Consider the following 20,211-nt stretch of genomic DNA (forward strand, 5'->3'; position numbering starts at 1 on the left):
AAGGTAATGATTAACTTACATCTTCGAGAAAACGAAGTAAAAAAACGACCTGAAATACCAACGCATGCAACGCTATGCATGTGTAACCGGATCCCATTCCCGTGGGAGAAGGGAGTTGGTTATGCTAGAAAGAGCGCAGGGTGGATGCCTTGGCACTAAGAGCCGATGAAAGACGTGATAAGCTGCGAAAAGCTTCGGGGAGGAGCAAATATCCGATGATCCGGAGATATCTGAATGGGGAAACCCGGCTGGACAGACTCCAGTCATCCATACGCCAATCCATAACGTATGGAAGGGAACCCGGTGAACTGAAACATCTAAGTAGCCGGAGGAAGAGAAAACAACAAGTGATTCTGTGAGTAGCGGCGAGCGAAAACGGAAGAGCCCAAACCGGAATGCGTGCATTCCGGGGTTCGGACCGCGTAATTGATCTGATAAGTTTAGCAGAATGGTTTTGGGAAAGCCAGCCAGAGAGGGTGAAAGCCCCGTAAGCGAAAGACGAGTCAGCAAGGCGGGATCCAGAGTACCACGAGACACGAGAAACCTTGTGGGAATGAGCGGGGACCACCCCGTAAGGCTAAATACTCCTTAGTGACCGATAGCGCATAGTACTGTGAAGGAAAGGTGAAAAGGACCCCGGGAGGGGAGTGAAAGAGAACCTGAAACCCTGTGTTTACAAGCTGTGGAACATCTTTAAATGATGAACCGCGTACTTTTTGTAGAACGGTCCGGCGAGTTACGCCATCTGGCGAGGTTAAGTTCTTAAGGAATGGAGCCGAAGTGAAAACAAGTCTTAATAGGGCGTGAAGTCAGATGGAGTAGACCCGAAACCGGGTGATCTATCCATGTCCAGGATGAAGTTGCCGTAAAAGGCAATGGAGGTCCGAACCCACATCCGTTGAAAAGGGTGGGGATGAGGTGTGGATAGGGGAGAAATTCCAATCGAACCCGGAGATAGCTGGTTCTCCTCGAAATAGCTTTAGGGCTAGCCTCATGAGAGTCTTTTGGAGGTAGAGCACTGAATTCCCGCGGGGGCGTCAAAGCTTACCAAAGGATATCAAACTCCGAATGCCAGTAAGATGATTCATGGGAGTCAGACTACACGAGATAAGTTGGGTAGTCAAAAGGGAAAGAGCCCAGACCTGCAGCTAAGGTCCCAAAATGTGTGTTAAGTGGAAAAGGATGTGGGATTTCAAAGACAACCAGGATGTTGGCTTAGAAGCAGCCATACATTAAAAGAGTGCGTAATAGCTCACTGGTCGAGAGGTCCTGCGCCGAAAATGTCCGGGGCTGAAACACACTACCGAAGCTCAGGAATTAACGTAGTTAATTGGTAGAGGAGCATTCTTAAAGGGAAGAAGCAGTACCGGAAGGAGCTGTGGACTTTTAAGAAGAGAGAATGCCGGAATGAGTAGCGAGAGGAAGGTGAGAATCCTTCCGGCCGAATACCCAAGGTTTCCAGAGTAAAGCTGATCTGCTCTGGGTAAGTCGGGGCCTAAGGTGAGGTCGAAAGACGTAGCCGATGGACAACAGGTTGAAATTCCTGTACTGCAGTATAACAGAACTGTGGGGACGCAGAGGGAGAGCACTAGCGGGAATGGAATCCCGTGGCAAGCGAGGTAGGAGTCGCGTTGGCAAATCCGCGTGACAATCCGAAGACGTGATGCATACCGAACAAAAGTAGGGAAATGTGTGAGCCAGCTGCCAAGAAAAGCCGCTATTGTTTGTACTGTACCCGTACCGTAAACCGACACAGGTAGGTGAGGAGAGAATCCTAAGGCCGACGGGAGAAGCATTGTTAAGGAACTCGGCAAAATGACTCCGTAACTTCGGGAGAAGGAGTGCCAGTGAGAGCTGGCCGCAGAGAATTGGCCCAAGCAACTGTTTAGCAAAAACACAGGTCTATGCAAAACCGTAAGGTGAAGTATATGGGCTGACGCCTGCCCGGTGCTGGAAGGTTAAGGGGAGAGGTTAGCGCAAGCGAAGCTTTGAACTTAAGCCCCAGTAAACGGCGGCCGTAACTATAACGGTCCTAAGGTAGCGAAATTCCTTGTCGGGTAAGTTCCGACCCGCACGAAAGGCGTAATGATTTGGGCACTGTCTCAACAATGCACCCGGTGAAATTGAAATACCAGTGAAGATGCTGGTTACCTGCGCCAGGACGGAAAGACCCCATGGAGCTTTACTCCAGCTTGATACTGGGATTCGATATTGTATGTACAGGATAGGTGGGAGGCGAAGAAGCATTGACGCCAGTTGATGCGGAGCCGCTGTTGGGATACCACCCTTGCAGTATTGGATTTCTAACCAGCAGCCGTGACCCGGCTGGGGGACAATGTCAGGTGGGGAGTTTGACTGGGGCGGTCGCCTCCGAAAGGGTATCGGAGGCGCTCAAAGGTTCCCTCAGAATGGTTGGAAACCATTCGAAGAGTGCAAAGGCAGAAGGGAGCTTGACTGCGACACCGACGGGTGGAGCAGGTACGAAAGTAGGACTTAGTGATCCGGTGGTATAAAGTGGGATTGCCATCGCTCAACGGATAAAAGCTACCCTGGGGATAACAGGCTTATCACTCCCAAGAGTTCACATCGACGGAGTGGTTTGGCACCTCGATGTCGGCTCATCGCATCCTGGGGCTGAAGTAGGTCCCAAGGGTTGGGCTGTTCGCCCATTAAAGCGGTACGCGAGCTGGGTTCAGAACGTCGTGAGACAGTTCGGTCCCTATCCGGCGTGGGCGTAGGATATTTGAGAGGAGCTGGCCTTAGTACGAGAGGACCGGGCTGGACTGACCGCTGGTGTATCTGTTGTTCCGCCAGGAGCATGGCAGAGTAGCCAAGTCAGGAAGGGATAAACGCTGAAGGCATCTAAGCGTGAAGCCCCCCTCAAGATGAGATATCCCAACGAAAGTTGTAAGACCCCTTGAAGACGACAAGGTAGATAGGGCAGAGGTGGAAGTGCAGTAATGCATGGAGCTGACTGTTACTAATCGGTCGAGGGCATAACCAAGAAGGTAGGACAGGGTAAAGAAGAATGGATGGAGTAGAGATTTAAATTTGTATGTGGTTTTGAAGGTACATGAAAGTATCTTTAATATTCCTCGATAGCTCAGCGGTAGAGCATTCGGCTGTTAACCGAAGGGTCGTTGGTTCGAACCCAACTCGGGGAGTTGAAAACTGTAAGCGATTGCTTACAGTTTTTTTCATTTCATAGGAAATTCCGAAGGAACTGTATCGATGATATTTATCCGGACACCATAGGTGGAGTCGGTCAAATTTAAATATAATAAAAGATTCAGTCTGATTTAGGCTGGACAGCTCTGCATATTTGTATTATAGTAAAAACAGTATTTCAAGGATGATTGCGTAACAATGCTTGTTGCGTTATCATCCTTTTTGGATATAAGGAGGCAGGATAATGAAAAACTTGCATCAGGAATGGTAATTCTGGCAGGGATACTTTGGGGAAGCATGGGAATTTTTGTCCGCAAGTTTGAAATTTGGTTTTTTAAGTACAGTGCTTGCATTTTGCCTGTATACTGCCGGTCCTAAAAATTTAGATAATGGAAAAGCTTCTATTTTGGCATCAGTTGAGCCAGTTGCAGCTACCTTGATTGGTGTAATACTATATAAAGAAACCTTATCAGCAGGAGAAATATTCGGCATTCTTATTTGGAATTAGGATGTTAAATGAAACAGCTATTTCATAATCGGGATGCCTTTTGCAACCCGGCGATAAATCTTCCATATAATGGTGAATGGAAGACTGATACAAATATAAAGTGTAGAAAAAAGACCTGCAAAGCCTCCAATTATAACCAAAAGTAACATTCCAATATTCATGCCTCTCTCACTCCAGTTCTTTGTATTTCTTTTGATAAAGTCATTTTATAAGAAAATATGTAATTTGAAAAGAGATTGGAGTCAAATGAACGATATTTCCACTGATAGTCAGGGTACGTTTTTCAAAATCGAGTATTAGCTCACCACATTTGTAAGGGTGGAAGAGTTTGATCTGAAGAGGTATTCATCCGGGTACTGTGTCTGAGTGAGGTGCGGATACGTGCAAGGAGTTCGGCGGAACCGAATGGCTTGGTGATATAATCATCCGCGCCAAGATCGAGAGCTTTTACCTTTTCATGTTCATTTGTACGGGCAGAGATGACGATGATTGGACAGTCGGACCATTCACGAACCTGCCGGATGATTGTCTGATCATCCATATCCGGGAGCCCAAGATCAAGGAGAATGAGATCTGGACAGATAGAATTTATCAGCTGAAGACCTCCAGTACCGGTTATGGCGGTTGTTACTTTATAATTGTGCCCATATAACAGCTTTGTAACAAAAGTAAGGATATTTCGTTCGTCTTCTATAAAAAGGATATTTACTTTTGGCTGCATGGAATGTTTTCCTCCTTTGCTTTTGGTAATGTAAACAGAAATAAAGCACCATTGGTGTGGTTTTTGGCTTCGATATAACCATTGTGTGCGTCAATGATCGTTTTGCAGATTGATAAGCCGATTCCCATACCCTTGTGGGAGTCAACGGAACCAGTATTGTGGCAGATGCCACTGAAAATATCCGGAATAACGTCCGGGTTCAGACCATGTCCGAAATCTTTGACACAGAAGGTTACGTGGTCTGGATGATCAGTGACGGTAAGCTCCGGAGTCTTGTTACACTGATAAGATGGAACCATCAGACAGAAGAGAGGAAGTGGTTGCTGTGGTGAGCAATATAATGATCAACATTCCGATAAATGTGACCGGATAGCCGCTCAATGTGAAATTCAGTCGGAAAAACGGATAGGTAAAGAAGAAATTGATACAGATTACGGAGAAAACAGAAGAAAAGAGCCCGAGCAGGTATCCGTTCGTATATCGTGCAATCAAGATTTGGGCAATAATATAAAGTAATGCGATGTTTGCAGTATTTTCAGAAACGAATGAGAAAAAAGAAAGGCAAGTGCGGTCGCGATGCCAAGTAGTGTGAGTGTAAAAAGTGTATTGTTATGTAATAATTTATTCATAGCAGATAATCCTCATAAATAAACAAAATTTTCACAAAAAACTATCATATTTTCTCGCAAATGTCAGCAGAGATAAAAAATCATAACAAAATCCAGGCAAAGAGGTTGACATGGCAAACTGTATGTGATATTGTTACAGTATAAATTGTAATTAAAAAAATTACAGTTCAACATATAAGAAATGAGGGGAGAAGCGTGACAAGTGAATTTGCAATAGCGGTTCATGCACTTGTATTTCTGGATCGCAGCAATGCTACTATCGCAAGTGAAGAACTCGCAGATAATGTATGTACAAATCCTGTATGCATACGCAAAGTGATGGGAAAACTAAAAAAAGCCGGTCTGATCGAGACAAGAGAAGGCATGGGAGGCGGTTACCGGATCGCAAAAGCAAATTCGGATATTACGCTGAGGCAGATCAGTGATGCACTGGAGAATACGCTTGTAAAAGCATCCTGGCGTTCTGGAAACCCGGATAAAAAGTGTTTGGTTGCAAGTGGGATGTCTGTAGTTATGGACGAACTTGTAACAGGGATGAACAGGAGCTGTAATGATTATCTGGAAAGAATCACGATCCAGAAAGTAGAGGAACGGCTTACTGCCATTAAAGAAGAAAAAGATAATGAAACAGGAGGATGTCTATCATGTCAGTAATCAATTTAACAACAGAGAATTTTGAAGAAGAAGTATTAAATGCAAAAGAACCAGTACTGGTAGATTTCTGGGCAACATGGTGTGGACCATGCCAGACAATGGGACCGGTTGTTGACGAACTCTCACAGGAGCTTACAGATGTAAAGGTAGGTAAGGTGAATGTGGATGAGCAGATGGCGCTTGCCAGAGAATATAAGGTAATGTCAATTCCGACATTTCTCGTATTCAAAGATGGAAAGGTCGCAGAGAGAACTTTAGGAGTTCAGGAAAAGAGTGAACTGGAACAGCTGATTCGGTAAGCAGAATATAGAATAAGTTATCTAAGGATGTGCCAAGGCACATCCTTTTTGTAGTTTGCGCACCATGGGCGCGCTCTAACGGGTGAAAGTCGTGTGTTCTGCAAGCTGTTATCAGCTTGCCAGTGAAAGTCTGGTCAAGGTAATCGCCAGTGAGCCTTGTAGCGAACCTCCAATGCTTTTGGGTGACCGATTGTGTTGAAGCGAGGTATGCCTGTGAGAAACAGGTGCAAAATAGCAGTCCGTAACATAAAGTGAATCCTGTAGCATCGTTACGTTAGCCTTGTAAGGGACAAGAGGGAGTCGAGTTACTGACTTTCTGACGAAGACCATGGAAAATGTGGGGATACTGGAGTACAGCATTGAAGAACCCTTCGGTGTAGAGGGAGCGGAATGTTATGAAAGTTGATAACGGAACAGAAGAGATCTCATATCATCATATAACCACAAGTATGTAACTGAGGATATAAGCACGCATGCGAAATTTCTTGGGAAGTGGTATGAGAAGTCGGAGGAGCCCATAGTATCTATGAACTATTGGTAAGAAAAACAATGGGAGAAAAGGGGCTCTGCTTTAATCAAGATTAACGGGAAGGTAAGGGATAGTGCATGCCAAACATTGGACAACAACACTCAATAGAAAAATCACGACAACTTCAACGTAATCTATACCTGGCAGCCAAAAAGGATAAGCAACGCAGATTTCATGCGTTGTATGACCGTATCTTTCGCCTGGATATTTTGTGGCGGGCATGGAAAGAAGTACGAGAAAACAAGGGGAGCGCTGGGATTGACGGCATTACCTTTGAAATGATTGAGGAATACGGAGTAGAAGAATACTTGTTGGATATTCAAGAGGATTTAAAGAATAAGAAATACAGACCTAAGCCGGTAAAGAGAGTATACATTCCAAAACCGGATGGGAAGCAAAGACCATTGGGAATACCGACTATTAGAGACAGGATTGTGCAACAAGCCTGTAAGATAGTGATAGAACCTATCTTTGAAGCAAACTTTCTAGATAGTTCTTATGGATTTCGCCCTAAAAGAGATGCAAAACAGGCTACAGAAAAAGTGAAAAAAGAATTATATAAAAACTGGTATGTAGTAGATGCAGACATACAGGGATACTTCGACAACATCAATCATGAAATACTACTGGGATTATTAAATCATCGCATCAGTGATAGAAGGGTCATTAAGTTATGTAGACAGTGGTTACAAGCCGGAGTCATTGAAAATGGGAAATATTATCCAACGGAAAAAGGCTCACCGCAAGGAGGAGTCATTAGTCCGTTGTTAGCAAATATCTATCTTCATGTATTGGACTCCTACTGGGAAAACCATAAGGAACTGGGTGTCATAGTCAGATATGCAGATGATGTAGTGATTATGTGCAGAAAAAGAACAGATGCAGAATTAGCGTTTGAGCATCTGAAAAGAATAATGACTAAGTTGAAACTGACGTTGAATCCGCAGAAAACGAAGATTGTAGATATGAATAAAGAGAGTTTTGACTTTCTTGGATTCTGCTTCCAGAAGTTTGGTAAAACCAAAAGTGGAAGGAAGTTGCCGCATATGATGCCTAGTAAAAAGGCGATAAAAAAGGTAAAGGATGCAGTCAGAGTAATTACTTGCAGAAAATCAGCTTATGAGGGTCTGGAGCAGAAGGTGGAGAAATTAAATCCACTCATAAGAGGATGGAGAAACTACTTTCAGCATGGAAACTCAACAAAACGATTTAAACAGCTCGATGAATTCGTGTGGATGAAGCTATGGAGACGGGTGTACTACAGGCGAAAACAGAAGAAATACAGAGAACATGTGCTGTATGGATTTCGAAAGTGGTATGCAACCAGTGGAATAGAGTATTTTTATTATCTAAATAAGAAAAGATATGTGGCAGTCTTTTGAATGTTGCGGGAAGAAGATTATCGGAAAGCCGTGTGAGGGAGAACCTCATGCACGGTTTGAGGTGGCAGGCGATGGAAACGGAAACTACCGCGCCATCGCTTGACCCTACCCGAATACGCCTAGGTAACAAGGAAGTATATAGCCGAACAGGGTGTCCATTGTGAGGTGGAATCTGAAGGAAGCTGTAGTAAAGAACTAGATGCAAGAATTTGTTATAGGCTGCGTATGTGTATCTGGAAGCAATGGAAAACCCCACAGAATCGTATAAAGAATTTGATGAAACTCAGAGTTGATAAGGATACAGCTTGGATTACGGCATACACAGGTAGTCGAATCGCTTACATGTGTCACCGAAGAGTTATGAATTTTGCAATAAACAAAGAAAAATTAACCCGATTTGGACTAATGGGACTTATGGCAATTGATTATAAGAAGCCGGTAAAAGTTATTTCAGAAGATGAGAAATTTATGAAACAGATTGAGAAATGGGCTGTTGAAGAATAAGAATGGATGAGCTGAAAGATGGGAGAGCATGGGGATTTTGCTCTCCCGTTTTGTTGCGAAAAAAAAGAAACGCTGTAAATTCAACGTTTCTCCTACTTTTTACTTAATGCCGCAGACCGGAATCGAACCGTTTTACTTAATCTCAAATACTGATAGAAAGGGGCTTTGAAGACTTCATCACGGTTGCGGTGTTCAAAAAGTGTTCAAACGTTTGTCGCATACAAACTGGAATTTGAAAACCACAATTTTATAAGTGGTTATTAACCCTCACAGGGTTTTAATAAAATCCTCCAAAAGCCTTGAAAATTAAGGGTTTATAGCAAAATGCTCACCTTAACTTATTATACGATTTCACACTGTTTTATTCTTCCCTTGGAAGCTGATAAGGGCAAACACAAGGGCAAGAAAATCTGATAACAAGATATAACAGAATGTGGCAATCGGAGAACTGCGACGTATGTGCGAATATATTATACTGGAGGATTTATTATATGGACAAGTACATTTTTGATAAAAGCAACGGTTTGTGGTATGAATTGCAGGGTGATTATTATATCCCTTGTCTGATACTTGCCGAAGAAGAAACACAGCCTATCGGCTTATGGGGACAACGCCACAAGCAGTATCTGAAAGAGCATAGGCACATTGTTTACACCACGATGCTGATTGATGGGACACTTAACCGCTATCTTGCAGATATTAACCAACAGGCGGAGCAAATGTTCCACAGATTGATTGAGGAAATGGTTCAAAAGCAGGGTGTGACAGAACAGTTAAAAGCAGAACAGCCTATGGAATGGATAGGATTGATGAATAACATACAAGCTTATGCAAGAGAAATTGTGAATAATGAAATAATTTTTTCATAGGATTAACGATACGAGGGCGAAGATGCTTCTACACATCTTCGCCCTTGGTTTTTTTATAGTCAATTTTTATTTCGCTTTGCGCAATACCAATAAAAATCGATGAATTTTTCCTTCAATACAACCGTTTTGCTCTAAAATTTGTTGTGCATACAGTAATCTGTTCTTGCAATTATCTACAGAGAAATTAGGAAATTCCCACTCTATAATATGCGCAAACCAAACAAGTGCACCTATATCAAAAAATTTGATTGGTCTGAAGCATTCCTGTGCATCCAAAATGTCAAAACCTACATCACAAAAACGTTTTTTAACTATATCAAGATACTGTTCTGGAAATGGAAGTTCAGTTTTTCCTAAGAGAAGCTCCACCAATTCACGGTCATTTTCAGCCCCAACCTGTTCAGTGATAAAAATTCCTCCACATTTCAAAACACGATGTATTTCTTTGGCATTAAAATCACCGTGACGATTAATGACAATATCAAATTCATAATCACCAAATGGCAACATATCCTTTCCATCACCTGCACGAAAATCAATACCGAGAGGGAGCAAGGTTTCTCTGCATAGCTGAATATTTGGGGGATAGGCTTCGGTTGCACTTGTCTTTACATAAGGATGGCGGAGAGATAACAAGAATTCACCACCACCAGTATCTATATCCAGCAGTTTCATTTCTGGGTTTAAGTAATCCAGTATGATGTGTTGATAATTCCAAGGCAAGTCCGTTTCTTCCGTATATCTTCCCTCAATGTGAGAAAAATCCCATCCATGGATATGTGCAACACTTTCTTCTTTTTTCCAAATGTCTATCAATTCTTTTTCTTTCATCGTAACTACTCCTATTTTGAATATTTTTGTTTTGTACATCAATTATAGGTGCAGCCAACTGACAACATCATAAAATAAGCTCGATACAATCTGTTGCCAGATTTACAACTGCACCGAGTAGTTACCTCGAATAAATCTCATTGTGTGAGTTCACCGCCTTTCGAATTGCCTTGTATCAGTGTATCACTTTTTGAACAAAAAAGAAAGTATCCTTAAAATGATATATTTCAAAACATAATTCTTGCCATTGGTTTTCAGTCAAATTTGTCTATGTAAGACCGCAAGGCAGGTTGCCCTGCGGTGTTGATTTCCTATGTCGTGATTATCTGTCCCTGTCTTGGGATTTCTTTCTCTGCTTCGGCTGAGCGTTCTGTTTGCCCTCTTCCTGAAGCTGTCTGAGCCTGTTACGCACACTTTGTCTTTCGGGCGGTCTGTGCTGTTTCTCGGCAGGTTTCCGTCCGTTCTTGACTGCCTGCTCCCATTCTGCAAGATCTTGGTTATACTGTGTCACAATAGCCTCTGCTTTGCGGTAAGTTTTCATAAACGCCTGTACATCAGGATAACCGTCATCTTTTAGAATATCGGGGATTTTATCCAGTTTTTCAGCAAGTTCGGTTTCAGTCTGCTGTATCTGCTTTTCCAGAGCCTTACGATCCTTGCCCTTGAAGATACCCGTTGTTTCTGCAAGCTGCTGTCGCAGATTCGGAAGTGTGACCTCCTGTATCTTCTTGATTGCTTTCGCCTGTTTCTGTACCTTTAGCATAAGGGTCTGCATTGTGCGGAACTCGTCCATATCCATATTGAGGACTGGCTTGGGTGGCATATCCTTTTCACGGATGATGGCTTGCAGAAATTCCTTTGCCTTGCCTACGATACCTCGGAACAGGTTTGGAAGCCAACCGTTTTCACGGATGGACTGACCGGCTTTGTCGTGGATTTCGGTCTGCTTGATTTCCAGTATCTTTGCTTCTTCAATGCCCGATACAAGAGCCAAATCCGCTGTTCTGTTCCATTCCTGCCTTGCGGTGTTATCTGCTTCGATTTCGGTAGCCTTGGGATTATTCTTACCTATCTTTTTTGTGGGGAGATACACGCTGTTCTTATCAAACACTTTCAATCGCTGTTCGGGATCTGAAATGTGGGAATTGATAAGCTCCGTGTAAACCTCTTTTGCTTCTGCTATGAACGCTTCTGTTTTGAAACGCTCGTCTTTGGTTGTGAATAAATGGCTTTCGTAAACTTCCCCCTTTTTGATAACGGTACAGCCTTTTCGGACTTGACCGTTCTCGTCTGTGATTTCTTTCTTGGTTCGTACCCTTTTTCCTGTTTCGTCATAAAATACGCTTCTGGTGGCAATCTTGATGTCAGGTTCGGGAAGCAGTTTCCTTTCACTGAATATGAGGTGGATGTGGTAATTGGTCTTGCGTTTGTTATGATGCAGAGCCGATACACATTCCACTCCGTACTGCTGTCTGAATTTGTTCGTAAATTCTTCAAGCACCTGCTGCGGGTCAAAGGTGGTGTAAATCTCTGGCAGGGCAATGATTAACTCCCTTGCTTCAATACCCTTTCCTGTTGTTCCGCTTCGTAGGAACTCCTGCTGGCTTTCCCTGGCGAGATTGTTCCAAAAGGTATTGTCGGCGGTACGATAGGTGGCATAAAGGTTTTCCTGTTTGGCGTGGCTCGTGATATATGAGATTCTTCCCTTGACATTGGGCAGCTTCGACATCTGAATGAACGAATGTCTTGCCAAGCTTTTGCTCCTTTCTTCGCTGAGAATACCGTACTCATTACGCAACCGACTTGTCGGGTGCGGCTGTCACAGCTATCGGTGATTGGTGGGACAGCAATGGAAATTGCGGTGCAATTTCCTCTGTATCATAGCTGAGGTGATGGTGTCCAAAGCTGTGATACAGGCTCCCCGCAGGGGCGAAATACCCAGAGTACAAATCGCAGATTTGTGCGAGGGGTGTATTTCGCTCTCAAACGCCGAGGGCTTTGTAGAACGGTCATTCCACTTTTCGTACATCATTGGGATTTAGTAAATTCCTGCCCTGATTGACCGTCATAAAACGCTCCAGTGTATCCCTGCGGATAATGGTCTTACGTCCGACTTTCAGAACAGGCAGTTTGCCCCAGTCCACCAGTTTTCGCATTGTGTTCCTACCGATACCTGTACATTCTGCTGCTTCCTCGATAGTTAAACCCATTTTAATTGCTGTCATTATACATCCCTCCTTTCAAAATACTCATTTTGCAACCCTGCGATTATCATTATACTTATTTTGCTATTTCTTGTCAACTTATTTTACAACCCATTAAGATTGTTTTTTAACTTTTATCGAGAAAGTAGTTGCAAAATAGGTTTTGATATGCTATACTTGTATTCGTCAGGAGGTGAAAACCTTGAAAAAAGAAATTACATTCACCGCAAAACAGGTTGGTGAACGAGTGAAAGAACGTCGAACAGAATTGAATCTTACAATGCCGGAACTCGGCAAGCGTATCGGAGTGAACAAGTCAACGATACAGAGATACGAAGCAGACGGCGTAGACCCAAAGAGAACAATGATTATCAATGGACTTGCAGAAGCACTGCTTACCACTCCTGAATGGCTCACAGGTCTTTCAGAAGATAAGGAATATGACAGCAGAACGCTTTGTGAAAAGGACTTGGAAGAACATATCAAGAAGTACATTGATATAGTGTCTACGGTTGTGAATGGCGAACCGCACCAACAGCTCCTTACCACATTTCTCGGAAAGATGATTGATTTGTATTCCGTTCTCTGCTACCACTTCTCCGACGCTATGGCAGAGGTTGACCGTGTGGCAGAAGATGAAGGACTGAAACAGTCTCTCCGCAGATATGCGATTGAATCGGGAGCGATTACAGAGCGAGTTTACCATAAAGAAATGGAAGCACCGATTGAGGATATGAAACGATTCTTAGACGGAATTTTACATATCTACGATGAAGGACGCACCGCTGTAAAGATGAGTGACCTTTTCGGGATAGTAGCGGAAGCCGAAGCAAGGCTTGCCGAAAAAGAATAATTCCGTGGCTCTTTGACAATGAAAAAAGCCGATTAAGAACAATCGGCGGATGTGACATTATTTACTTTACGCACACCATACGTCACAGTTCCGATTGCCACGGATAGAAAGGAGACTATTTATCAATGGCAAAAGGATCTGTAAGAAAAAAGGGCAAGAAATGGTACTACCGCTTCTATGTAGAAGATGAAAGCGGAAAAATGGTACAGCGTGAATTTGCAGGCACAGAAAGCAAATCTGAAACAGAGAGTCTGCTCCGCAAGGCAATGGAGGACTACGAAGCGAAGAAGTTCGTGGCAAAGCCTGAGAACACCATTGTGGGTATGCTGCTTGATATGTGGGTGGAGGAAGAACTGAAACCCGGCAATCTGAGCAACGGTACAGTAATGGCATATATGGGAACAGTGAACAGGATAAAGAAATATCCTATCGGCGACAGAAAGCTGAAAACGGTCACTGCGGAACATTTACAGGCATTTATGGACTTCCTTACTTTCGGAGGACAAAACCCTGATGGAACGATAGCAAAGGCACTCAGCAAAGGGTATCTGAGGTTATTCTCAGCAGTATTGCAGGGAGCATTCCGATTTGCGGTATTCCCGAAGAAACTGATTTCCTTTAACCCTATGCAGTATGTGGTATGGAGGGGAAAGAAAGAGGAATACGAACTGTTTGCAGACGAGGACGGCGAAGTTGACAATGCACCTACCATTGACCATCATCAGTTTTTAATGTTGGAGGACTTTCTGAAAAAGAAAGACAATCCTGCATTGCTCCCGATGCAGATAGCCTATTACACAGGACTTCGTATCGGAGAAGCGTGTGCTCTGACTTGGCAGGATATCAACCTTGACGGACAGTACCTCACAGTGCGACGCAGTATGCGATACAACGGGCAAAGGCACAAGACAGAGATAGGTGCTACCAAACGCAAGAAAGTCCGCACCGTGGACTTCTGCGACACTCTGGCAGATATTCTCAGAAAGGCAAAGACGGAACAGCACAAGAACCGCTTCAAGTATGGCGAACTCTATCACCTCAATTACTACAAAGAGGTAAAAGAAAAAGGCCGTACTTACTATGAAGTCTACAGCCTGCCAAGAACGGAGGAAGTACCTGACGGATACAAGGAAATATCCTTTGTCTGCCTGAGACCTGACGGAGCATACGAGTCACCGAGTACGGTTGGTGTTATGACAAGGTCGGCAAAAAAGAAACTGGAAGGGTTTGAAGATTTCCATTTTCATATGCTGAGACACACATTCACCAGCAATCTGCTCTCCAACGGTGCAGCACCAAAGGATGTGCAGGAACTGCTCGGACACGCTGACGTAAGTACCACAATGAACATTTACGCTCACTCTAAGAGGGAAGCGAAACGAACTTCCGCAAGACTGCTTGATAAGGTGGTCGGGGAAACCTAAACAAAAAGTTTCCCTTGTTTCGGCTCATAAGGGCAAAAACAAGGGAAAATACATAAGGAACGAGTATTAAAATGCCGATTTTCCTTGAAAATACAAGGGTTTCGGAGGATTGATTAGATAAACAAGAATTTGACAAGTACCTTATAGCTTCATATTTTCAAACCTATATATCAATTTTTTCTTGATTTAATCATAAAAAATGCTATACCAGCAACTATTATGTATCCGAACAATGAAATAACAGATGATTCAATTCCAAACTCACCACCTGTGATGGCGAAATATTTTGAATTAAGTACATATGTCATTACAGAATATTTATCCATTTTTTCCCCAATGGCTAATCCTCCACCAATAATCACAACGTTCCAGATAGCATGAACTATTCCACTATTCCAAACTGAACCACTTTCTATTGCAATCATCGAAAACATAACGCCTACCATCGTTCCGGCGATAATTACTAATAAACAACTGCCTATTGAAAAATCCTGTCCAAGAACATGTACAATACCAAATAACATTGATGGAACAATTACAGCCACCTTAATATTCCATCTTTTCTTTAATGCATTAAGTATAACTCCTCTAAACACCATTTCTTCAACAAATCCAGCCGCTATTCCGGTAAATGCAACCCCTGCACTTAAAGTATTGAACATCTGATTTTCATTCATATTTGAGGATACATACTTACCGTTGAATATTAAAAGATAACTTCCTTTTATAACAAATGGTAATAATACAGCTATTAAAATCCATCTTATTTTAATAGCAAATTTAGGCATTCCGAAATCCGAAGTCGGCAATTTAATAATTTTGCTAATAAACATTTTCAGAATAAGATATGTCAATCCAACATATATAATTCCAGCGGTAATATTACAAATGCCAGTTGGAATTTTTATTATAACAAACATACTTGCAATGGATTGTGCAATAATCTGTGTGATTATTAAAATAAATATGGCAACAAATGATGTGCTAATTGCTTTTTTTGTACTCATTTTATTTCTCCTTTATAACTTTCGATTGAACAAAATCGCTGCGCGATGGCCGGCCAAGGCTGTGGCGCAGTTTTATTTTTATTAAAAAGCAGTGGAATTACTTTTCATAATCCGTTATTGTTAAGTTACCACACGAAACAACTGAACTAAGAAAGCTCCACTGCCTATGATAAGAATAACATTTTCCAGTCTCTTCCGCAATCGGAATTATGACGCTAATGCACCTCCGAATAGGTAGATGTAATTATTAACACTACTTATTCTGGAGGTTTTATTATGTATAAAGATATTTTTGAATCCATCCGCAATGAAGCGGAAAAACGTAACCTGCGTGAAAGAACTATTCAATTGTATTGCTCTGATGTCAGTTACTTCCTTCGTTGGATTGGAAAAAATGTTTCTGATCTTACACTTGAAGATGCGGAAAGTTTTCTTACTGCCAAACGTCTGGAAGGAAGGTCTCCTGAAACTCACAATCACTATCGATCTGCAATCAAGTTCTTATATAAAAAGGTGCTGAAGATTCTCTGGGATGATGACACTGTTCCGGCTATGAAAAGAGAGCGAAATCTTCCTGCTGTTCTATCCCGTGATGAAATAAATGCAATCATTGACGCCACTCCGAATCTGAAGCATAAAGCGATTATTGCAACTATGTATTCTTCCGGATTACGTGTATCAGAGGTTGTTCATCTTCATTATGATGACATTTCACGTACCAACATGACAATTCATGTTCGTGAAACCAAAGGTAGAATTGACAGGTATACAATTCTGTCTCAAAAAAATTTAGACCTTCTCACAGAGTATTGGTACAAATGTGGTCGCCCTAAAGATATCCTTTTCCCAAGTTCCTGGTCCGGTGGATATCTTGATATAGCCAGTGTTAACCAGTTCTTTAAGAAAAGTGCTAAACTCGCCGGCATTACCCGTCATGTTTCCTCTCATGCGTGCCGTCATAGTTTTGCCAGCCACTTATTCGAAAATGGCACAGATATAAAATATATCCAGTCACTTCTGGGACATGTTGATCCTCGCTCTACAGATGTTTACCTTCATGTGAGCAACAAGACACTTCTTGGAATCCGCAGCCCGTTCGACAACCCGGAAGGTGGTGAATCATGAGTAAGGATTGTACGATTCAGGATGTTTTTCATCGTTTTTATCCATCTTTTGAATCCACACATAGTATTTCTCCCGCTCAGCGAAAGGCCGCTTATCACATCATGAATTGCAAAACAGGTGCCTTTGGTGTGAATGTAAGCGTATGCGAGGACTGCGGCTGCATATCAGTCCACTATAACTCCTGCCGTGACAGATGCTGTCCTATGTGTCAGGAATTTCCAAAAGAAAAATGGGTAGATGCACGGCGTGAGGATATCTTAGATGCTCCTTATTTCCATGTAGTTTTTACAGTTCCAGAAGAACTTAATCCCATTATCTACAGCAACCAGAAATTCTTATACACTGCTCTTTATCATGCAGCTTCAGATACTCTCAGTGAACTTGCTGCTGATAGTAAATATCTTGGGACTGATATCGGCTATATTTGTATCCTCCATACAAGAGGAAGCACCATGAATTTTCATCCTCATATCCATGCGATTGTTCTTGGTGGAGGGCTGGATGTGAAAAATCATTGGAAAGACAACGGGAAAGATTTTTTTCTTCCGATTAAGGTGATCTCCAAAACGTTTCGTGGAAAATATATGGCTGAACTTAAGCAGCTCTGGGAAAATGACAGGCTTGCTTTTCAGAATCTTGGTATTTCATCATAAAGTGTTCAAAGGTGTTCAAACATTTTAAAACAAAAAAATAAGAGAAACGCTGTAAATTCAACGTTTCTCCCATTTTTAACTAATGCCGCAGACCGGAATCGAACCGGTACGGGTATCACTACCCACGGGATTTTAAGTCCCGGGCGTCTGCCAGTTCCGCCACTGCGGCATATCATTATAAATTATAATGAAAATGGGACCAATAGGGCTCGAACCTATGACCCTCTGCTTGTAAGGCAGATGCTCTCCCAGCTGAGCTATGATCCCGAAAACTGAATAATCAGTTAAGCGACCCGAATGGGACTCGAACCCACGACCTCCGCCGTGACAGGGCGGCGCTCTAACCAACTGAGCCATCGGGCCATATGAAATTGTTAAAAAAGTGGACCTTCAGGGACTCGAACCCGGGACCGATCGGTTATGAGCCGATTGCTCTAACCAGCTGAGCTAAAGGTCCAAATTAAATACGTCCCACTAAGGACAAAAGCCGATGATCGGACTCGAACCGATAACCTGCTGATTACAAATCAGCTGCTCTGCCAATTGAGCCACATCGGCATATTGCTGTGTATATACAATTGGCTTAAACCAAGTGACTCCGACGGGAATCGAACCCGTGTTACCGCCGTGAAAGGGCGATGTCTTAACCGCTTGACCACGGAGCCAAAACTATTTTGGCGAACTGTTTTATAACAGTGACCGAAAATTATAATAGCATAACTATATGATTTTGACAAGTGTTTTTTTGAAAAAAATAAAATTTTTCGACTAAATTTTTAGCTTAAGGAGAAAATGAGGAATATCTGTGTCGGAAAGCTGAAAATTCATAAGATGAAAAAAAGAGCCGATACAAAACTGTATCGGCAGAGTAGAGAGAAGATATATATAAAAGGTATAGGTCAAAGACATATGCCTGATTTTTTAGGCGGACATCCTGATAATCTTACAGAGTTTATATCATATAGGATTACCGGCGTCCCTTAACTTTATGCATTTAGTATAACGGGAAATTATGGAAAGAATGTGACGGGCAGATAAAGAAATCCTGAAATATCTTAAAAACTTCTGAAGAAGAGATAAATTTCAGCAAAACAGTTGACGTATATAGATTATCGATATAATATGAAGGTACAAAGTATATAGATAATCGATATAAGGAGGGAGAAAGAAATGGCAGTTGATAAAAGTCTGATATCAGGGAGTACGACTCTTTTGATCTTAAGCCTTCTGGAAGAGAAGGATATGTATGGATATGAGATGATCGATACGTTGAAAGGAAAGTCAAACAATGTATTTGAACTAAAAGCGGGAACCTTATATCCGCTACTGCATTCTATGGAAGAAAAGGGATGGCTTACCGTATATGAGCAGGAGACCGGTGGAAAGATGAGGAAGTATTATCGGATTACCAGAGATGGGAAAAAGCAGTATCAGGCAAAAAAGAAAGAGTGGAAAGAGTATTCGGAAGCTATTTTACAGGTGATCGGAGGTGTGTGTTTTGGAACGGCGTGATTATCTGGAATTGATGACCGGTCAGATCCGCTGCAAGAAAATGTGTCCGGTTATTGCAAGGGAAGTAGAAGATCATATTGAAGATCAAAAGCAGGCTTTTATGGCAGAAGGGATGAAGGAAGAAGAAGCTGAGAAGGCAGCTGTGGAGGAGATGGGTGACCCGGTGGAAGTCGGAGTGGAGATGGATCAGATCCACAGACCGAAGATGCCATGGAAAGCAATTTTTGTAATCGCTCTGATGCAGATTTTAAGTGGAATGTTTGCAGCTTTCTTTTTGAAACAGAATGAAAGTTATGGATATATCGCAGGAATCCGGCAGATATTCTGGCTTGCGATGGCATTTTCGGTTATGATCCTGGTGTGTTATATGGATTACAGCTGGATCGGGAAGCACGCAAGGCTTTTGGCAGGCAGTTATCTGTTGTTTATGGTTCTGATGAGACATTTTTTTGCCCTTCAGATTAACGGTGCAGTAAGATGGATTGGAGTCGGCGGTTTCAGTGTAAGTCTTTCGCTGATGAGCTGGCTGTTTCTTCCATTGTATGGTGCAGTGTTGTATCGGTACCGGGGAGAAGGATATGGTGCTGTTCTTAAAGCCATAGTCTGGATGCTGCTTATCGCAGGGATTCTGATCACCTGTCCGGATCTTGTGATGGCAGGGACGGTTGGACTTTCCTGTGTCTTTATGCTGATGCTGGCACTGGAAAAGGGATGGTATCAGGTTGCGGTTACAAAGGTGATGACCGGAATAGGTATCAGTGTTGTTGGAGTTCCGGTTGGCATACTGGCATATTTTTTCTTCTTTGGTGCGGAATATCAGAAAAGCCGTATCCTGGCGATGTTTGCAGTGAATAAGTCACAAATGATGAAAGGGACAACGCTTGGGGCAGTACGGGAACTGCTGTCGAAATGTATGGCAGTTGGACGCGCCACCGGAGTAGAGGACTTTTGGACTGGGGACCGTATCAGTTCCGCGGATTATATGATGCTTGGAATTGCGGGGTATTGTGGAATTCTTGTGATGGTTCTTTGTATTGCAATAATTGCCGGTTTGCTGTGCTGGTTTTTAAGAAGCGCGCTGAAGCAGAAGAACCAGCTTGGTATGATGATGGGATTTGGCTGTGTGATGGTTCTGGCAATTCAGTTTCTGTTATCACTGCTGGCGAACATTGGGGTATCCAGGTTCGGTCAGGGAGCCTGGTGTCTGTTCTTCGGATATGGACGAAGTGGCCAGATGGTTTCAGCAGTATTGATGGGAATTTTGCTGAGTATTTACCGGCATCAGAATGTAACTCCTGAGCTTGTAGTTGAAAAAAGAGCGGTGGCGAGCTAAGATAGA

The 20,211-nt window shown here is 42.7% G+C and carries 18 protein-coding genes, 7 tRNA genes, 1 rRNA gene and 1 pseudogene; 14 read left to right on the forward strand and 13 right to left on the reverse strand.

Translation table 11 applies throughout. The features are described from left to right. Positions 1-117: 117 nt before the first annotated feature. From PGW42_RS06020 to PGW42_RS06030, 3 genes are all read left to right on the forward strand, one after another. Positions 118-3,004, forward strand: a 23S ribosomal RNA gene (locus tag PGW42_RS06020). Positions 3,005-3,092: 88 nt separating this feature from the next. Beyond that, positions 3,093-3,164, forward strand: a tRNA-Asn gene (locus PGW42_RS06025). Between the two features lie 311 nt (positions 3,165-3,475). Beyond that, positions 3,476-3,676 carry an EamA family transporter gene (locus tag PGW42_RS06030; protein WP_270204064.1) on the forward strand — a complete coding sequence of 67 codons (201 nt, stop codon included), beginning with the start codon at positions 3,476-3,478 and terminating at the stop codon, positions 3,674-3,676. A 301-nt stretch (positions 3,677-3,977) separates the two neighbouring features. On the opposite strand, the gene PGW42_RS06035 is transcribed toward PGW42_RS06030, so the two are convergent. Genes PGW42_RS06035 through PGW42_RS16100 form a run of 3 tightly spaced genes read right to left on the reverse strand, consistent with a single transcriptional unit; the run spans position 3,978 to position 4,919 of the window. Further along, positions 3,978-4,397 carry a response regulator gene (locus PGW42_RS06035; RefSeq protein ID WP_270204063.1) on the reverse strand — a complete coding sequence of 140 codons (420 nt, stop codon included), beginning with the start codon at positions 4,395-4,397 and terminating at the stop codon, positions 3,978-3,980. Continuing rightward, the gene (locus tag PGW42_RS16095; RefSeq protein ID WP_243006496.1) at positions 4,382-4,696 is read right to left on the reverse strand and encodes a sensor histidine kinase; all 315 of its coding nucleotides are present in this window, start codon (positions 4,694-4,696) and stop codon (positions 4,382-4,384) included. Before PGW42_RS16095 ends, PGW42_RS06035 begins: the two co-directional genes overlap by 16 nt. Continuing rightward, positions 4,674-4,919 (reverse strand): DUF4118 domain-containing protein, encoded by a 246-nt coding sequence (locus PGW42_RS16100; protein ID WP_334304016.1) that lies wholly within the window; start codon positions 4,917-4,919, stop codon positions 4,674-4,676. Before PGW42_RS16100 ends, PGW42_RS16095 begins: the two co-directional genes overlap by 23 nt. A 302-nt stretch (positions 4,920-5,221) precedes the next feature. Here PGW42_RS16100 and PGW42_RS06050 point away from each other — a divergent pair, with 302 nt between their 5' ends. The 5 genes from PGW42_RS06050 to PGW42_RS06070 all read left to right on the forward strand — a co-directional run bounded on the left by PGW42_RS06050 (position 5,222) and on the right by PGW42_RS06070 (position 9,263). Next, a complete protein-coding gene (locus tag PGW42_RS06050; RefSeq protein ID WP_117824793.1) occupies positions 5,222-5,680 on the forward strand; it encodes an RrF2 family transcriptional regulator in 459 nt (152 codons plus the stop codon). After that, complete coding sequence (gene trxA / locus PGW42_RS06055; RefSeq protein ID WP_117824792.1) at positions 5,671-5,979, forward strand: thioredoxin; 309 nt, start codon at positions 5,671-5,673, stop codon at positions 5,977-5,979. The genes PGW42_RS06050 and trxA overlap by 10 nt, the downstream gene beginning before the upstream one ends. Positions 5,980-6,585: 606 nt before the next feature. Further along, complete coding sequence (ltrA, locus tag PGW42_RS06060; protein ID WP_270204062.1) at positions 6,586-7,890, forward strand: group II intron reverse transcriptase/maturase; 1,305 nt, start codon at positions 6,586-6,588, stop codon at positions 7,888-7,890. A gap of 165 nt (positions 7,891-8,055) precedes the next feature. Next, positions 8,056-8,394 carry a hypothetical protein gene (locus PGW42_RS06065; protein WP_118199774.1) on the forward strand — a complete coding sequence of 113 codons (339 nt, stop codon included), beginning with the start codon at positions 8,056-8,058 and terminating at the stop codon, positions 8,392-8,394. Between the two features lie 491 nt (positions 8,395-8,885). Then, positions 8,886-9,263, forward strand: coding sequence for a TnpV protein (locus PGW42_RS06070; RefSeq protein ID WP_044998821.1), 378 nt, complete (start codon positions 8,886-8,888; stop codon positions 9,261-9,263). Positions 9,264-9,329: 66 nt separating this feature from the next. On the opposite strand, the gene PGW42_RS06075 is transcribed toward PGW42_RS06070, so the two are convergent. The 3 genes from PGW42_RS06075 to PGW42_RS06085 form a co-directional block, all read right to left on the reverse strand. Next, complete coding sequence (locus PGW42_RS06075; protein ID WP_173826571.1) at positions 9,330-10,094, reverse strand: class I SAM-dependent methyltransferase; 765 nt, start codon at positions 10,092-10,094, stop codon at positions 9,330-9,332. Between the two features lie 322 nt (positions 10,095-10,416). Beyond that, a complete protein-coding gene (locus PGW42_RS06080; RefSeq protein WP_117469313.1) occupies positions 10,417-11,847 on the reverse strand; it encodes a MobA/MobL family protein in 1,431 nt (476 codons plus the stop codon). Positions 11,848-12,103: 256 nt separating this feature from the next. Then, on the reverse strand, positions 12,104-12,319 hold the full coding sequence (locus PGW42_RS06085) for a helix-turn-helix domain-containing protein (protein ID WP_008371081.1): 216 nt from the start codon (positions 12,317-12,319) through the stop codon (positions 12,104-12,106). A gap of 181 nt (positions 12,320-12,500) precedes the next feature. Here PGW42_RS06085 and PGW42_RS06090 point away from each other — a divergent pair, with 181 nt between their 5' ends. Together PGW42_RS06090 and PGW42_RS06095 are read left to right on the forward strand one after the other, a co-directional pair. Next, a complete protein-coding gene (locus PGW42_RS06090) occupies positions 12,501-13,151 on the forward strand; it encodes a helix-turn-helix domain-containing protein (protein ID WP_044998824.1) in 651 nt (216 codons plus the stop codon). A 125-nt stretch (positions 13,152-13,276) separates the two neighbouring features. After that, positions 13,277-14,575: a tyrosine-type recombinase/integrase gene (locus PGW42_RS06095; RefSeq protein WP_117469314.1), complete on the forward strand. Its 1,299-nt coding sequence runs from the start codon at positions 13,277-13,279 to the stop codon at positions 14,573-14,575. A gap of 170 nt (positions 14,576-14,745) precedes the next feature. Here the strand turns inward: PGW42_RS06095 and PGW42_RS06100 are convergent, their stop codons facing one another. Then, positions 14,746-15,582 (reverse strand): CPBP family intramembrane glutamic endopeptidase, encoded by an 837-nt coding sequence (locus tag PGW42_RS06100; RefSeq protein WP_270204061.1) that lies wholly within the window; start codon positions 15,580-15,582, stop codon positions 14,746-14,748. 276 nt (positions 15,583-15,858) lie between these two features. Between PGW42_RS06100 and PGW42_RS06105 the strand changes: the two genes are divergently transcribed. Together PGW42_RS06105 and PGW42_RS06110 are read left to right on the forward strand one after the other, a co-directional pair. Further along, positions 15,859-16,707, forward strand: coding sequence for a tyrosine-type recombinase/integrase (locus PGW42_RS06105; RefSeq protein ID WP_270235125.1), 849 nt, complete (start codon positions 15,859-15,861; stop codon positions 16,705-16,707). Beyond that, positions 16,704-17,336, forward strand: a pseudogene (locus tag PGW42_RS06110) (IS91 family transposase); the annotation flags it as partial. The gene PGW42_RS06105 and the pseudogene PGW42_RS06110, both read left to right, overlap by 4 nt. A gap of 107 nt (positions 17,337-17,443) precedes the next feature. Here the strand turns inward: PGW42_RS06110 and PGW42_RS06115 are convergent. From PGW42_RS06115 to PGW42_RS06140, 6 genes are all read right to left on the reverse strand, one after another. Then, positions 17,444-17,529: transfer RNA gene (locus PGW42_RS06115), tRNA-Leu, on the reverse strand. A gap of 25 nt (positions 17,530-17,554) precedes the next feature. Further along, positions 17,555-17,627 (reverse strand) — tRNA-Val (locus PGW42_RS06120). Between the two features lie 22 nt (positions 17,628-17,649). Next, a tRNA-Asp gene (locus tag PGW42_RS06125) sits at positions 17,650-17,723 on the reverse strand. Between the two features lie 20 nt (positions 17,724-17,743). Further along, a tRNA-Ile gene (locus PGW42_RS06130) sits at positions 17,744-17,817 on the reverse strand. Positions 17,818-17,845: 28 nt separating this feature from the next. Beyond that, a tRNA-Thr gene (locus PGW42_RS06135) sits at positions 17,846-17,918 on the reverse strand. A 35-nt stretch (positions 17,919-17,953) separates the two neighbouring features. Further along, positions 17,954-18,025: transfer RNA gene (locus PGW42_RS06140), tRNA-Glu, on the reverse strand. Positions 18,026-18,530: 505 nt separating this feature from the next. Here PGW42_RS06140 and PGW42_RS06145 point away from each other — a divergent pair. Both PGW42_RS06145 and PGW42_RS06150 read left to right on the forward strand, forming a co-directional pair. Continuing rightward, complete coding sequence (locus tag PGW42_RS06145; protein WP_055156014.1) at positions 18,531-18,872, forward strand: PadR family transcriptional regulator; 342 nt, start codon at positions 18,531-18,533, stop codon at positions 18,870-18,872. After that, positions 18,859-20,205, forward strand: coding sequence for an FtsW/RodA/SpoVE family cell cycle protein (locus PGW42_RS06150; protein WP_270203691.1), 1,347 nt, complete (start codon positions 18,859-18,861; stop codon positions 20,203-20,205). Before PGW42_RS06145 ends, PGW42_RS06150 begins: the two co-directional genes overlap by 14 nt. Positions 20,206-20,211: the final 6 nt, after the last annotated feature.

Source organism: Coprococcus sp. TM115-187, from assembly GCF_027679115.1.
Taxonomy (GTDB): Bacteria; Bacillota; Clostridia; order Lachnospirales; family Lachnospiraceae; genus Allocoprococcus; species Allocoprococcus comes.